Below are 14,654 nucleotides of genomic sequence, written 5' to 3'. Positions count from 1 at the left end.
CATCTTAGATAATGAGCAAGTACAGACATATACAAGAAGAAGCATACGAAACCAACATGCAGCTGCCGAAGCTGGGTCTCGTGCTCTTCACCTTTGGTAACGTAAGCGCCGCAGACAGAGACCTCGGCGTATTCGCCATCAAACCGAGCGGCGTGCCCTATGAGGACCTTACACCGGACAGCATGGTGATTGTGGATTTCGATGGTAACACCGTGCAGGGCAACCTGCGACCCTCTTCAGACACCAAGACACATGCGGTGCTATACAAGCACTGGGAGAAGATAAGCGGCATCGTGCACACCCACTCTACCTATGCCACGTCCTGGGCACAGGCGCAGCGCGACATTCCGATATACGGCACCACGCACGCCGACCATAATACCGTAGACATTCCGTGCGCCCCGCCGATGAGCGATGAGATGATACAGGGTAACTATGAGTATGAGACAGGCTTCCAGATAATGAATTACCTGCAGGAGAAAGGAATGAGTTACGAAGAAGTGGAGATGGTGCTGGTTGGAAACCATGCCCCCTTTACATGGGGTAAAACGGCAAAGAAGGCAGTGTACAACAGTGCGGTACTGGAAGAGGTGGCTCGTATGGCTTACCTGACGGAGCAAATAAGAGGGGATGTGCCGCGCTTGCAGGATTCGCTTATTAAAAAGCATTACGAGCGCAAGCACGGTCCTGACTCCTACTATGGCCAATAGCAGGAGTCTTTTATAATATATAGCCTAAGTATATTCCTGAAAAATATAATTCCTTTATATTAAGGGTTCCAAACTAAACCACCATTAAATGACCGTCGGATTTTCTACACTTGATTACGTAATTTTCATCGCGTACGCCATCGTCATTCTCTTCATGGGACTGTGGGTATCGAGAACAAAAGAAGGTACTGAAAAGACTGCCCAGGAATATTTCCTGGCAGATAAGTCCCTTACCTGGTGGGCCGTTGGTGCCTCCCTTATCGCCGCTAACATTTCTGCTGAGCACTTTATCGGAACCTCTGGCTCCGGTTATGCCATCGGTCTGGCCATCTCGGCTTATGAGTGGCTGGCAGCTGTAGCCCTTATTATAGTGGCAAAATACTTCCTGCCTGTTTTCATCGAGAGGGGCATTTATACCATGCCGCAGTTCCTGAACGAGCGCTTTAACCGCGGTGTGAGTACGGCATTTGCTGTTTTCTGGCTGCTGGTGTACGTGTTCGTGAACCTGACTTCTGTGAGCTACCTTGGTGCGCTGGCGCTGGAGCAGATGATGGGCGTTCCGCTTATTTACGGTATCATTGGCGTGCTGCTTTTCTCCGGAATCTACTCTATTTACGGTGGTCTGGAGGCAGTAGCCTGGACAGACGTTGTGCAGGTGGTGGTACTGATTGGCGGAGGCCTTGTAACGACATTCTTGGCACTGGACGCCGTAGGAGCCGGAGAAGGTATCTTTGCCGGTTTAGGTAATTTGTATACAAGCGCCCGTGAGCACTTTACCCTCATTGTTCCGGAAGGACACATTATGGTACCTGATGGCAACGGTGGTGTAAGAGATGCTTTTAAAGACTTGCCAGGCGTAGCTGTTATCGTTGGTGCCATGTGGGCTACCAACCTGGGCTACTGGGGCTTTAATCAGTACATCATCCAGAAAGGTCTTGCAGCCAAGAGCATCAATGAGGCAAAGCGTGGTCTTCTTTTCGCTGGCTACCTGAAAATTCTGATGCCTTTTATCGTGGTAATACCTGGTATTGCGGCTTATGTATTGATAAACGAGTATACGCCGGAGCAACTGGCGGCTGCCCTTGGCACGACGGCAGATGCTGTTGGTACCATTCAGAAGTCTGACCAGGCTTATCCATGGTTACTGAAGAACTTCGTTCCATCCGGCGTGAGAGGCCTTGCCTTTGCCGCGTTGGCTGCAGCTATCGTTTCCTCACTGGCTTCGATGGTAAACAGTACCTCTACTATCTTTACCATGGATATTTACCGCCCTTACTTTAAGCCGGATGCATCTGGGCGACAGTTAGTAAGAGCAGGACGTGTGGTGGCAGTAGTAGCGCTTTTGATTGCCATGACTGTGGCACCTCAGCTCAGTTCTCTTGACCAGGTATTCCAGTACATACAGGAGTATACCGGTTATATTTATCCAGGTGTGCTGGTTGTGTTTGGCATGGGACTGTTTTGGACGCAGATTACGCCTAACGCTGCCCTCTGGACTGCCATTGCCACCATTCCAGCTGGTATTCTTTTCAAGGTGACAGCGCCTGATATGCCGTTCCTGATGCGTATGGGCTATGTGTTCATCATACTATGTGTTATCGCCTCCGTTATTTCCTTTATGGAGAAAGGCCACAGGGTAAGCATCGCGCTTCCTGAGCCGGCAAGGCAGCGAAAGATTGCAGGTTATTCTTACTTCTTCTTCGCGCTTGGCATCATTACCTTTATTTTAACGGCAGTGCTTTCCGGTGAGTACACGTATTTAGGAGTAGAGTCGGCTTATTTCCTGGGGGTTCTGTTCATCATGCTGGGCATTATTCTATATACAAATGCTAAAATGGCAGTAGCTGATAAAAAAGCGATTGTTTCGGACCCGGTACTATTCAACACGGGAACACCGTTTAATATAGGGGCAGCCGGTATCATCCTCATCATCGGGTTGCTATACTACTTCTTCTGGTACTAAGTAAGAATAACCAAAGAAGGCGCTGCACGTTTTTGAAGCAGCGCCTTCTTTTTTAACCTAACTGATTATTGTTAAAAACACACTTATTTATATGGTAGACCTCAAAAAATTCGAAATCTGGTTTGTGACAGGCAGCCAGCATTTATATGGAGAAGAGACGCTGCGCCAGGTAGCAGAACACTCCCAGCAGATTGCCGATGGCTTAGGACGGGCAGCTCAAATTCCGGTACAGGTTGTTTTTAAACCTGTAGTAAAATCAACAGAGGAGATTTACAGTATCTGCCAGGATGCAAACGTGGCCCAGAACTGTGTGGGCGTTGTGGCTTGGATGCACACCTTCTCCCCTGCCAAGATGTGGATTGGCGGTTTGAAAATACTAAAGAAGCCGCTTCTGCACCTTCATACGCAGTTTAACCGCGACATTCCGTGGAACTCCATCGACATGGATTTCATGAACCTGAACCAGAGTGCACACGGCGACCGCGAGTTTGGTTTTATGGTGTCCAGAATGCGCATTAACCGCAAGGTAGTGGTGGGGCACTGGGAAGAGGAATCGGTACAGGAGCAGATTGGCGCCTGGAGCCGTGTGGCCTGTGGCTGGCACGACTGGCAGGGCGCAAAGTTTGCCCGCATCGGTGATAACATGCGCTATGTAGCCGTTACCGAAGGAGACAAGGTAGAGGCAGAAATGAAGTTCGGCTTCTCCGTGAATACCTATGGTATCGGTGACCTTGTAAAAGTAATCAACGAAATCAGCGACCGCGAAGTAGATGCACTGACACAGGAGTACGAGGAGCGTTACGCCGTGATGGAATCGCTGCGCAAAGGCGGTGCGCAGTACCAGAACCTGCGTGATGCGGCTAAGATCGAGCTCGGCCTGCGCTCGTTCCTGGAGGATGGCAACTTCAAGGGCTTCTCCGATACCTTCGAAGACCTGCACGGTATGATGCAGTTACCAGGTATAGCTGCCCAGCGCCTGATGGGCCAGGGCTATGGCTTTGCCGGTGAGGGCGACTGGAAAACAGCTGCTTTGGTAAGAGCCATGAAAGTGATGGGTAGCGGCCTGAAAGGTGGTAACGCCTTCATGGAAGACTATACCTACCATTTCGACCCGAACAACCAACTGGTGCTGGGCTCGCACATGCTGGAGATAGATGAGTCTATTGCCAACGGCAAGCCTTCCTGCGAAGTGCACCCATTGGGTATAGGTGGCAAAGCAGATCCGGTGCGCCTGGTGTTTAACGTGGCCGGTGGTCCGGCACTGAATGCCTCTATCATAGATATGGGTAACCGCTTCCGTTTACTGGTGAATGAAGTAGAGGCAGTGGAACCGCAGCATGATTTACCTAACCTGCCAGTGGCACGCGTGCTCTGGAAACCACTTCCTGACATGAAAACAGGCTGCGCTGCCTGGATTCTGGCCGGCGGTGCCCACCATACCTGCTATAGCCAGAACCTGACAGCAGAGCAGCTACAAGATTTTGCTGACATTGCCGGTATAGAGTGTGTGACTATTGACAAGGAGACTCGCCTGCGCCAGTTACAGAACGAACTGCGCTGGAGCGAAGTATACTACCAGCTAAACAAGAGTTAATTGATACCTTCATAAAACAGGAAAGCAGGCCCAACAGCCTGCTTTCCTGTTTTATGATAAAAATAGGCTCTTTACTTATCGTCTTTCTGAAAGAAGTTCTTGATCAAAGGATCATTATAATCCTGAATAAAGCCGATTACGTTTTCGTACTCCTCAAATTCTTCTTTAGGATGGGCGGTGGTAATAACGATGCACCTCATGCCGGCATTTCTCGCCGACTCCACTCCTTTGGCGGAGTCTTCAAACACAACACAGTCTTCTGGTTTTTCCTGTAGTTTTTCAGCAGCCTTCAGGAAAGTTTCCGGGTCTGGCTTGCTGTTTTCCACGTCATCCGCACTTACAAATTCATCAAAGTACTGCCGTATACCCAGGTTATCCACTATATAGTCTACGTTGCCGGTGATAGCGGCTGTAGCAATGGCTACTTTAACAGGATGTGCGGCTGCCTCTGCCAAGAAATTGTGCAGGCCGTCTATCAGCTTCAGGTGCGGCTTGTACGCCTCCTGGTAATAGCTTTCCTTGTCAGAAGACAGTTTACGGACTTCCTCATCAGAGAAGTGATCCTCCCCGAAGATACGGGCAAGCACTTCCTCATTTTTACCATACATCTGCACCTTTACTTCATCCCAGGTAAGATCGGCACCCAAATCTTTTGTCAGAACATGATGCCATGCCTCGGCATGATAATGCATATCATCAATGATGGTTCCGTTCAGGTCGAACAGCAATGCTTTAGGAGTATCTTTCATTTTATTCTTATTAAATCGAGTCTGAATTACATTTTCTCTAAAACTTCACAACAATTTTATAATATTAAAAGTAAAGATTTAACATAACCAAGGATCCTCTATAAGCTGTGTATTTTATATTCTTTTGTTGTAGCGAAAGCCTCTGCAAAGGTACAGCGTTAAATCATAACTGATGCCAAATTTCATTCACCTTCAAGTATAGCCTTATACTGTTCAGAGTCTGCCATCATAGCCGGCAGCAAAAATAAACATCATTTATTATATACGGTCCATTGCTCAGCAGCCAAAGCGGCAGCCAGGTAAAGCAGCAATCAGGTATGACTCGGAAACTACATTTTTTAAGATCTGATAAATTCAAAGCCTGAGAAAGATCAACAATCAGATATTATATGAAAGGGGACTCTATTATCACATTTAGACTTGACACCACTACCATTATCCGCATTTTAGGCGCACTTATTGGCTTTTGCATTTTCATGGCTCTTGTAAGGGGAGGTGCCATGTATATAAATAGCAACCTGACAGGAGACGGCTTATGGATGAAATTTAATATGGATAATGAGACTACTCTGCCCGCCTATATTTCTTCAATAAACCTGTTAATAGCATCTGCTCTGTTAGCACTGGTATGTAAATTAAAAGAACGTGTGGCAGATAAATACTGGAAACACTGGGGCTTATTGTCGATTGGTTTTTTACTCTTGTCAATAGACGAGAACATAAGCCTGCATGAAGTAATTGTACACGACTATATAATGCAACTGCTGGAGTTTTCAGGGCCTAATCATTTTGTTACCGGTGTTCTGATAACGGCATGCGCGGCATTGAGTAGTGCATTTTTCTTGAAATTTTTATTCCATTTACCGACTACAACGAGAATGCGCATCATAACTTCAGGAGTCATTTTTGTGCTGGGGTCTGCGGGTGTAGAGGCTATAACCGGTTACCTGATAGCTGATGGGTACCAAAGCCAGAAAATAGCCTATAACATAGGCGTTATAGTGGAGGAAGCTATGGAAATGACTAGTGTTTTACTTTTTATAAGAGCTATACTGTCTTATATACAGGAGAACCTGTTTGATATCATTTCATTGTTTAACATAAAAGCTGAAGTACTTGTAAAAGAGCAGCTACCCATAGAGGCATAGCTCTAAGTCAACAGGAAAAGCTTGTTGCTTTAGCTTATTTCACATCAGCACGTCAAACAAGCTGGTTTGTTTCCCCTGTTGCACAACGGCTTTTACAGGGGCACCCGCTGCGTATACGATGTTATAGACCGGTGTTTCCTCGAAGCGGGATGCCACAATAACCTCTGTTCCGTCGGCGTGCGTGGTGAACAGCTCCTTTACCAGGTGAGGACAATTGTTATCCTTTGACAGGTGGGAAAGCAGCACATGACTCATGAAAGATGGCTTGTAGGCAGCGAATAACGCCAGCGCCTGCCTGTTCGATAAGTGCCCTCTGCCTCCCTTTATCCGCCGCTTCAGGTAGTAAGGGTAATGGCCCCGGTCCAGCATCTCCTCGTCATAATTGGCTTCCAGAAAGGCCGCATGGCACTTCACGAAATGCGAAATAAGCTGATCGCAAGGCGCACCGATATCTGTAAAAATACCGATTTTTATACCCTTGTAGCCCACGATAAAGCTATGTGGATCTGCAGCATCGTGAAACTTCGGAAAAGCTGTAACGGAAAGGCTTCCAATCTGCACCGGCTCATGGGCCTGAAAAGAACAAACTGTAACACCATTAAAATCCAGCCGGCACCCTTGCAGGGTGCCGGGGGTGATAAAGACCGGAAGCTGGTACTTTTTCGCCAGCACCGGTATGCCTCGGATATGGTCAGAGTGCTCATGCGAAACAAAAATGGCCTTCACCTTACTCATCGAAAGCCCCAGGCGCTTCATCCGCTTCTCTGTTTCGCGGCAGGATATACCGGCATCCACTAAAACAGCCTCTTTCCCGTTCCCGATGTAGTAGCAGTTCCCGTTACTGCCGGAGTTCAATGATGTGATGGACAATTGCATAAGGCTGCAAAGTAACCACATTTTCACCTGTTATTCAACCGGCTGCAACAATGAATATCCACTGGGATTTTATAAACGCCTCCCATTCGTTCCACGGGAAATATACTTCATTTCCTATCTGAGAAATCAGGTATAATAGTTAAAAAGCGTGACTTCCGACCGGGCATCAAAACGCATGGGAATGGTGGAGGCACCAAAACCTCTTGACACATACAGGAAGGGTGCACTGTCGTTATACCACCCATTCACATAATCGCCTGACATACCGGGCAGCACCGGCACATAGCCCGGCAGCCGAATCTGCCCACCGTGCGTATGGCCGGCAAAAACATAGCGGATGTTAAGCTGGTCCGCAGCACTTCTCTCCCTATTGATTTGCGTTATCTTCTCTTTAACCGCCTCCTGCTGGAGCGGGCTGTGAACCAGCAGCAGGTGATGCTCTTCTCTGCCTACCTCCTTTACTACTTTTTTGAAGTGGCTTTCTCCCTCAATGAAATCATCTAAGCCTGTTACCATCACCCGGGTACCCTGCACCGAATAAGCTTTTGATTCATTCACAAGGAAATCAACCTGATGCTTTTCATAAGCTGCTTTCAGGTGCTCCAGGCTTCTGTCGGCCTTATAGTCGTTATTTCCGGGTATGGCCACTTTCTGTATTTGCTGGTCCAGCAGGCTGAAGAACTCATCCATAGGCTTTATAATGCCCGTCGAGTCGAGGGTGTCGCCTGTAACAAAAAGCAGGTCTGGCTGCAGCTGGTTTACTTTTGCAGCCAGCTTACGGTAATAAGGGAATAGATGATGCCTAAAATGCAGGTCAGTCAGGAGGAGAATCCTGAGTTTTTTACCGCCGCGGCTCTTGTTTCCGATATCAAACGGCTTTACCTCAAAAAAGTATTTCTCCAGGAACAGGGAATCCAGCAGCACAAGCCCCGCAGCACCCAGTGCCAGAACTCCTAAAGCCCATTTCATATTGTTTCGCTTCATGTAGTATTGTTTGTCCTGAGCTTATACTTTTTACTGCACAACTTGTTCAAAACAGGAGCCGAAGAAACATGAGGTGGGGCAGCGCATTTTCACAGACGCAGGCAACGCTTCTGTTGTATTTCCTAAGCTGCTCTGCATGTTGTTTCCAGATATTGCTGCAATTGCAATATAAAGAACGATGAATATTCAACTATTTCTATAGAAACACGTAAAACCTTCTTAATCAGCATACCTTCAGGTACAGGAGACACTTTCACTGTATAAAGTTTTCACCTTGCCCGAAGGGAACGGCAGCCCCAGCCAAGGCCTGATACATTTTACTTTAAGATAATAGCTTACATTTTCGGTTTACGCTTACCTTTTTAACCTTTATAAAACAGACACTATAAGTATATCGCTGTCATGAAATTAAATGACTTCCATTACATGACCTCAGACCTGAAAGCAGAAGCAGTCTGGGTACATGGCACATTTCTGGCTATCCGCTCGGAGGAGGACTACTACGTGGCTCTCTATCACATGGGGAGCTTCTTTGTTGAAGTGTGGTATAGTCCGCAGGCAGATAAAATCACCTACACCATTGGTTTCAGAAGCGCTGTGCACCTGGAGCCTTACCTGCAGATGATAGACATATCAGAGCTCGAAACAGCATAAGAAACTGAGATGCTGCAGCGGCCACGCTACCAGCTTTTAAAGCCGGGCAGGAATCTCTGTTTCCCGGTTTCCCCTTCCTGACTCTTCCAAAGCCTCCGGATAATATGTATGCCAATGGCAGAAGCCTTCTTGCACGTGCTTTTGTGAAAGAATGGCTATAGTGCTGCTGTTACATGAGCAACTTTACTAAATTGTCGTAAAATAGAGCCATCCGACTTATGGCCTTATGAAGAAACTTCATCTTCTTTTACTCCTGTTTATGACACTTTTAGAAGCGCAGTGCCAGACTGTGCCCTCCACCCTGGTTGCGCAGCAAGCCTACCAACAACATGCTGTTTACAAACAACCTGCCCTGGAAGACCGGCGGTTTAAGCACCAGGACATTGTTCCGCTTCTGGAAAAGCTGAAGCAGAACCCCTTGTTTGATGTGCAGGTAGTGGGGAAGTCTGTGGAAGGCCGGGATAATTATATGGTGAAAGCCGGCACAGGGAAAATAAAAGTGATGCTCTGGTCGCAGATGCATGGCGATGAGTCTACTGCCACCATGGCTTTGTTTGACCTGTTTAATTTCCTGCAGGGGTCAGACCAGTTGGATACTGTACGGCAGCAGATACTGCAAAATACAACCCTCTACATCGTGCCTATGCTAAACCCGGACGGAGCAGAACAGTTCCAGCGCCGGAATGCCCTGGATATTGACTTGAACCGTGATGCCCTCCGGTTACAAAGCCCGGAAGCCCGCCTGCTCAAAAGCCTGCGCGATAGCCTGAACCCGGAGTTCGGGTTTAACCTGCACGACCAGAGCCGCTATTACACAGTTGGCACTACCTCTAAACCGGCCACCATTTCCTTTCTTGCACCCGCCTTCGATTATGCACAGACTGTAGACACCGTACGTGGAAGGGCGATGCGCACCATCGTAGGCATGAACGAAGCGCTGCAGCAGTTAATCCCGGGCCAGATAGCAAAGTACTCAGATGAGCACGAGCCACGGGCCTTTGGGGACAACATCCAGAAGTGGGGCACCAGTGTCATCCTCATTGAGTCCGGCGGCTACCAGGACGACCCGGAAAAGCAGAAAATCCGCCAGCTCAATTTTGCATCCATTGTTTCCGCACTGCACCTGATAGCGGGTGAAGGTTACACCAACTATGCACTGGAAGACTATTTTAAGATACCGGAAAACGAGCGCTACCTGTTTGACGTGGTGGTGCGGAATGTACGCTATTCGAATCATGACAAGAACATACTCCTGGACGTGGGCATTATGCAGGATGAGGTTCCATCTGCTAATGATAAAGGATTTTACCAGCGTGCCAGCGTGCAGGAGATTGGGGATATGAACGTTTTTTACGGGTATAAGGATGTAGATGGCGAAGGCCTAACCTTGGTGCCAGGTAAAGTTTACAGTAAGCCGTTCAAAAGTACAGCCGCTTTGACGCCAGAACGTGCGAAAGAGTTACTTTCGGAGGGCTATACAACCGTTCGGGTAGAGAAACTCTCTTCCGCCAATGTAAATCCTGTAAAGCTGCCACTTAATGTTACGTCTCTTTCCAAAAAAGTAAACCATGAACTGGAACTGTATGGCGATGCGAACTTTGTACTGAAAGATGCGGGAGGAAAGGTAAAGTATGCCATTGTGAATGGTTTTGTTTATGATTTGCAGGGTGCCTTACCAACTCCTTTTCATGGCCTGGTGCTATAACAGATAAACATGCTATCCTGCTAAGTCTTGGACTAACCGGGCACACCCGCAAGAGAAAAAGTATAAAACCGGTGGCTTTACTTCTAAAGTTACCGGTTTTTTTATGAAGAATGGCTTTGTAACTTACAAGCTTATTCCCTACCAACCCTCTTTTGCATGGTCCTAAATTACCTCTGGGCAGGTTTCTTCCTGATTGCCTTCTGCATTGCCTTATTCCAGCTTGTCTTTTTCCAGGATGTGGACATCTTCCAGGAGCTGGTCACCAGCACCTTCGACAACGCCAAGCTGGGCTTCGAGATATCGCTGGGCCTGACGGGGGTGATGACCCTGTGGCTGGGGCTCATGAAGGTGGGCGAGCGAGGCGGCATCATCGCCATCTTCGCCCGCATCGTCGGCCCCTTCTTCAACCGCCTCTTCCCCGACATCCCCAGGAACCACCCCGTGTTCGGCTCCATCCTGATGAACTTCTCGGCCAACATGCTGGGCCTGGACAACGCCGCCACGCCACTGGGCCTGAAAGCCATGAAAGAAATGCAGGAGCTCAACCCCAGTGAGGACACTGCCTCCAACCCCCAGATAATGTTCCTGGTGCTCAACACCTCCGGCCTGACCATCATCCCCATCAGCATCATGGTGTTCCGGGCGCAGTTGGGAGCCGCCGACCCTTCTGACATCTTCATTCCTATTCTGCTGGCTACCTTTTTTTCTACCATAACCGGCTTGATAGCCGTGGCGCTTTACCAGCGCATCAACCTGCTCAACCCCGTCATCCTGGCTTACCTGGGCACGCTGGGGCTGCTCATTGGCGGGCTTATCTACTACTTCAGCACCATCCCGCAGGAGCAGATTAGCGTCATCTCGATGGTGGCCAGTAACGTGATACTATTCACCATCATCGTCTCATTCATCGCGCTGGCTTTGATACGGAGGGTGAACGTGTACGAGGCCTTTATTGAAGGTGCAAAGGAGGGTTTCTCCGTGGCCATCACCATCATCCCCTACCTGGTGGCCATCCTCGTGGCCATCGGAGTGTTCAGGGCCTCCGGCGCACTGGATATGCTGGTGGACGGGCTGGGCTTCCTCTTTGCCGCCGCGGGACTCAACACTGATTTTGTGCCAGCTTTACCTGTTGCCTTTATGAAGCCTTTGAGCGGCAGCGGGGCTCGTGGCATGATGGTGGAGGCCATGAACACCTATGGCGTAGATTCTTTTGTAGGACGCCTGGCTGCCTCTATTCAGGGCTCCACGGAGACTACTTTCTATGTGCTGGCTGTCTACTTCGGCTCTGTCGGTGTTCGCAAAACAAGGTATGCCCTTACCTGTGGCCTCCTGGCAGATTTAGCTGGTGTGATTGCCGCTATCTTTATCGCTTATCTTTTCTTCCATTAAGAGGGCAAGGTAGGATATAATACAAAGGCTGCATTCTGATTTGAGGCTATAGAAGGCTGAACAGCTTGGATAGGCCTGCTCTTGCAGTGTTCTCTTAACTGAAATAAGTAAGGGGAATAGAAGTTCTTTATTTTTGTCATCCTGAAAGGATCTTGTAAGTTACCGACAATCAACCCACAAGATCCTTTCAGGATGACAAAAATGAGAATCTTAATTTTAATAAAAACACACAACAGCGGCATACAAAAGAGAAGCTGCAATTAGCTTTTAGATAAAATACAATTGCAGCTTCTCTTTTGTTATACTTGCTTATAAACCAACTTCAGGACAAGCAACACCTGTAATATAAAAATAAAAACTACTCATAAAGTGAAGCAGTCCGTAAGTCCAGTGTTTCCTGTGGAGAAATGCGCTTTGCCCGTAGAAAACGCTTCAGTTCGCTTTCTTCAAAGTTTTGAGAGGCCGGGTTCATGCTGCTGACGCGCACTTTTCCGGAAGAATGGATAAACTCCTGATCTCCGCCAATCCACATGCCCACATGCACCACGCGCTCTGGTTTGCCATCTTTGGCAGGAACACCAAAGAAAAGCAAATCGCCCGGGCGCATGTTCTGCCAGCCTTCTGAGGTATCCACCAGTTCTCCGAGATGTACCTGCTGTGACGCATCACGCGGCAGTACTAGTCCATTCATAAAGTAGACGGTCTTTGTAAATCCACTGCAGTCTACACCTTTAAAGGAAGTACCGCCCCACAGGTATGGTACGCCGAGCATACCCTTGCTGGTCTGTACCAGGTTCTCTTCCGTTGGCTTGCGGCTGGCAACCCAATCTTTATACTTTACGGCACTGCTGGCAGGTACAAAGCCTTTGCGTCCGTCCGGAAAGGTGACTTCATAGAAATCCTGTGTTTGGTTTTGCAACAGCATCACATCGCCATACACTAAATCAGAAACGGTGGCTCCTTTGGCATCAGGTATAGCATAGGCAAAGCCATACGGGCTTGTGTAAAGCAGTTTGCTGCCTTGCTGCCAGTTATCAAAGTTGGAGGTGTTCATCAAAGTAATACCACCAGCGTCTACCCATGCCAAGTATTTATCCGGCGTCTGCACCAGGTACCATCCATCGTCTTTTTTCCAGACCTGCAGGGGTGTACCCATCGTGGCCTGAGTGGCTAGTTCGGCCGAGTGCTTTGGCTGTGAGCGCAGGTTGGCGACCGAAATGGTAACCACGGCCTGGTGCATTCCATTCAGCCCGGCCTCCGGAAGTACCTGTATGCTGTCTACATAAGCAGTACCCTGAAGCTTTTCCAAGAGTGCCGCCTTCGCCTCAGGCATGTTGGTTTCGCCACGAAGCACATTGCCATGCTGCTCCACCTGGAACAGCGCAACGCGCTTGTCAGGAGCATACTGCTGTCGCACCGCATCAATATGAGGCTGTACTGTAGAAACCGTCTCCTGCGTTTGAGGTTGCAGCGTAGAATTGCCGGCAGCACAGGACATAAGAAAGCACAACAGGAGTATAAACGGGCTCTTTTGCATAAGGGAAAGAAGTTTATTCAAAGCTCTAACGAATTCTTTAGGGCAAGCAGTTCATTCTTCTGCTACGGGGCCACCATCTGCATCAGGATACCGCAAATATAGGCTGCATAGGTCCCGATGGCATACCCAAAAATAGCCAGCAGCACACCTACCGGGGCCAGCGCAGGATGAAAAGCACTGGCAATGATAGGTGCCGATGCCGCTCCACCAATATTTGCCTCACTCCCCACAGCAAGGAAGAAAAAAGGTGCCTTGATAATTTTGGCAACGATAACGAGCAGCACCAGGTGAATGATAATCCAGATAAAGCCTACAAGGAACAGGCCGGGCTGACTCACAATTGCGGTAATGTCCATTTGCATACCAATGGTGGCGACCAGCAGGTACAGGAAAACGGAGCCGATTCGGGAAGCCCCTACCCCTTCCAGTTCCCGGGCCTTCGTGAAAGACAGCATTACGCCAAAAAGCGTAGCAATAACCACCAGCCAGAAAAAGCCGGACGTCAGGCTGAACTGCTCGAGGTAGGGTGCGTTCGTTTCAATCCAGGGGGCAATTAAATCTGCCAAAAAGTGTGAGATGCCTGTAATGCCCAAGCCTACTCCTATCACCATCATGGTGTCGGGCACGGTTGGAATACGCATGATGCTGAGCCTGTACTTCTCTACCTTGTTTTTCAGGTCATTCACAGCAGTGCTGTCTGCATTAAAAAACGCATCCAGCCTTTCTGCTTTGCCCGCTCCGAACAGTAGCACCGCCAGCCAGATATTCCCTACAATCACGTCCACCGCAATCATGGCAGAGAAGAGGTTCGGGTCAGGCTGAAATACTTCGAACATGGCCAATTGGTTGGCGCCTCCTCCAATCCAGCTGCCGGCAATGGTGGTTAAGCCACGCCATACTGCACCGGGCCCTGCTCCTCCCACTATGTCCGGGGCAAAAGTAGATACAATCAGAATCGCCAGCGGGCCCCCAATCACAATACCGATAGTACCTGTTATAAACATGGCCCCTGCCTTGTGCCGTAACTTCCAGATTTCCTTTAGGTCCAGGCTAACGGTAAACAAAACCAAACTGGCTGGCAACAGGTAACGCGACGTGACATGGTACAGGCCTGATTGCTCTCCGGATATCACACCGAAGGAATTAAACAGGCTGGGAATCAAATAGCACATTAAAACAGACGGTACGACAGAATAGAATTTACTAAAGAAAGGATGCTTACTCGAGGATGTTTTAAAAACAAAAGCTAATATGAGCACCAGGATGCCAAGCACAACGGCATCGTTCGTAATAAGGGGTGTTTGTTCAGAGACTTGCTCCATATAGTTTGGTGTAGAATCAGAAG

The 14,654-nt window shown here is 48.5% G+C and carries 12 protein-coding genes; 7 read left to right on the top strand and 5 right to left on the bottom strand.

Features of this window, described 5'->3' with window-relative positions; translation table 11 throughout:
• Positions 1 to 11: 11 nt before the first annotated feature.
• The 3 genes from ACFS7Z_RS09850 (at position 12) to araA (ending at position 4,267) form a co-directional block, all read left to right on the top strand.
• Positions 12 to 710 (top strand): L-ribulose-5-phosphate 4-epimerase, encoded by a 699-nt coding sequence (locus ACFS7Z_RS09850; RefSeq protein ID WP_377483897.1) that lies wholly within the window; start codon positions 12 to 14, stop codon positions 708 to 710.
• Positions 711 to 798: 88 nt separating this feature from the next.
• Positions 799 to 2,673 carry a sodium:solute symporter family transporter gene (locus ACFS7Z_RS09845; RefSeq protein WP_377483896.1) on the top strand — a complete coding sequence of 625 codons (1,875 nt, stop codon included), beginning with the start codon at positions 799 to 801 and terminating at the stop codon, positions 2,671 to 2,673.
• A 91-nt stretch (positions 2,674 to 2,764) separates the two neighbouring features.
• Positions 2,765 to 4,267 carry an L-arabinose isomerase gene (gene araA, locus ACFS7Z_RS09840; RefSeq protein WP_377483894.1) on the top strand — a complete coding sequence of 501 codons (1,503 nt, stop codon included), beginning with the start codon at positions 2,765 to 2,767 and terminating at the stop codon, positions 4,265 to 4,267.
• A 71-nt stretch (positions 4,268 to 4,338) separates the two neighbouring features.
• Here the strand turns inward: araA and ACFS7Z_RS09835 are convergent, their stop codons facing one another.
• A complete protein-coding gene (locus tag ACFS7Z_RS09835) occupies positions 4,339 to 5,016 on the bottom strand; it encodes an HAD family hydrolase (protein ID WP_377483893.1) in 678 nt (225 codons plus the stop codon).
• A 389-nt stretch (positions 5,017 to 5,405) separates the two neighbouring features.
• Here ACFS7Z_RS09835 and ACFS7Z_RS09830 point away from each other — a divergent pair, with 389 nt between their 5' ends.
• Positions 5,406 to 6,164, top strand: a complete 759-nt coding sequence (locus ACFS7Z_RS09830; protein ID WP_377483892.1) for a hypothetical protein — start codon at positions 5,406 to 5,408, stop codon at positions 6,162 to 6,164.
• 39 nt (positions 6,165 to 6,203) lie between these two features.
• Here the strand turns inward: ACFS7Z_RS09830 and ACFS7Z_RS09825 are convergent, their stop codons facing one another.
• Positions 6,204 to 7,040 carry an MBL fold metallo-hydrolase gene (locus ACFS7Z_RS09825; RefSeq protein WP_377483891.1) on the bottom strand — a complete coding sequence of 279 codons (837 nt, stop codon included), beginning with the start codon at positions 7,038 to 7,040 and terminating at the stop codon, positions 6,204 to 6,206.
• A 126-nt stretch (positions 7,041 to 7,166) separates the two neighbouring features.
• Positions 7,167 to 8,024, bottom strand: coding sequence for a metallophosphoesterase (locus ACFS7Z_RS09820; RefSeq protein ID WP_377483889.1), 858 nt, complete (start codon positions 8,022 to 8,024; stop codon positions 7,167 to 7,169).
• 402 nt (positions 8,025 to 8,426) lie between these two features.
• On the opposite strand from ACFS7Z_RS09820, the gene ACFS7Z_RS09815 reads away from it, so the two are divergent.
• The 3 genes from ACFS7Z_RS09815 (at position 8,427) to ACFS7Z_RS09805 (ending at position 11,772) form a co-directional block, all read left to right on the top strand.
• Positions 8,427 to 8,678: a hypothetical protein gene (locus ACFS7Z_RS09815; RefSeq protein WP_377483888.1), complete on the top strand. Its 252-nt coding sequence runs from the start codon at positions 8,427 to 8,429 to the stop codon at positions 8,676 to 8,678.
• Between the two features lie 259 nt (positions 8,679 to 8,937).
• Positions 8,938 to 10,383: a M14 family metallopeptidase gene (locus tag ACFS7Z_RS09810; RefSeq protein WP_377483886.1), complete on the top strand. Its 1,446-nt coding sequence runs from the start codon at positions 8,938 to 8,940 to the stop codon at positions 10,381 to 10,383.
• 156 nt (positions 10,384 to 10,539) lie between these two features.
• Entirely contained in the window at positions 10,540 to 11,772 is a 1,233-nt protein-coding gene (locus tag ACFS7Z_RS09805) for a nucleoside recognition domain-containing protein (RefSeq protein WP_377483884.1), read from the top strand.
• Between the two features lie 358 nt (positions 11,773 to 12,130).
• On the opposite strand, the gene ACFS7Z_RS09800 is transcribed toward ACFS7Z_RS09805, so the two are convergent.
• Together ACFS7Z_RS09800 and ACFS7Z_RS09795 are read right to left on the bottom strand one after the other, a co-directional pair.
• Positions 12,131 to 13,309 carry a C40 family peptidase gene (locus tag ACFS7Z_RS09800; RefSeq protein WP_377483881.1) on the bottom strand — a complete coding sequence of 393 codons (1,179 nt, stop codon included), beginning with the start codon at positions 13,307 to 13,309 and terminating at the stop codon, positions 12,131 to 12,133.
• Positions 13,310 to 13,371: 62 nt separating this feature from the next.
• On the bottom strand, positions 13,372 to 14,631 hold the full coding sequence (locus ACFS7Z_RS09795; RefSeq protein ID WP_377484380.1) for a DUF819 family protein: 1,260 nt from the start codon (positions 14,629 to 14,631) through the stop codon (positions 13,372 to 13,374).
• Positions 14,632 to 14,654 lie beyond the last annotated feature (23 nt).

The sequence above is a fragment of the Pontibacter toksunensis genome, from assembly GCF_042686245.1.
GTDB lineage: Bacteria > Bacteroidota > Bacteroidia > Cytophagales > Hymenobacteraceae > Pontibacter > Pontibacter toksunensis.
This window is presented reverse-complemented; position numbering and strand designations above follow the sequence as displayed.

Bases quoted from the DNA above. Each gene is read 5' to 3' on its own strand.
- ACFS7Z_RS09825 (WP_377483891.1), bottom strand. From the start codon at position 7,040: ATGCAATTGTCCATCACATCATTGAACTCCGGCAGTAACGGGAACTGC.
- ACFS7Z_RS09850 (WP_377483897.1), top strand. From the start codon at position 12: ATGAGCAAGTACAGACATATACAAGAAGAAGCATACGAAACCAACATG.
- ACFS7Z_RS09820 (WP_377483889.1), bottom strand. From the start codon at position 8,024: ATGAAGCGAAACAATATGAAATGGGCTTTAGGAGTTCTGGCACTGGGT.
- ACFS7Z_RS09795 (WP_377484380.1), bottom strand. From the start codon at position 14,631: ATGGAGCAAGTCTCTGAACAAACACCCCTTATTACGAACGATGCCGTT.
- ACFS7Z_RS09810 (WP_377483886.1), top strand. From the start codon at position 8,938: ATGACACTTTTAGAAGCGCAGTGCCAGACTGTGCCCTCCACCCTGGTT.
- ACFS7Z_RS09805 (WP_377483884.1), top strand. From the start codon at position 10,540: ATGGTCCTAAATTACCTCTGGGCAGGTTTCTTCCTGATTGCCTTCTGC.
- ACFS7Z_RS09830 (WP_377483892.1), top strand. From the start codon at position 5,406: ATGAAAGGGGACTCTATTATCACATTTAGACTTGACACCACTACCATT.
- ACFS7Z_RS09835 (WP_377483893.1), bottom strand. From the start codon at position 5,016: ATGAAAGATACTCCTAAAGCATTGCTGTTCGACCTGAACGGAACCATC.
- ACFS7Z_RS09800 (WP_377483881.1), bottom strand. From the start codon at position 13,309: ATGCAAAAGAGCCCGTTTATACTCCTGTTGTGCTTTCTTATGTCCTGT.
- ACFS7Z_RS09845 (WP_377483896.1), top strand. From the start codon at position 799: ATGACCGTCGGATTTTCTACACTTGATTACGTAATTTTCATCGCGTAC.
- ACFS7Z_RS09815 (WP_377483888.1), top strand. From the start codon at position 8,427: ATGAAATTAAATGACTTCCATTACATGACCTCAGACCTGAAAGCAGAA.
- araA (WP_377483894.1), top strand. From the start codon at position 2,765: ATGGTAGACCTCAAAAAATTCGAAATCTGGTTTGTGACAGGCAGCCAG.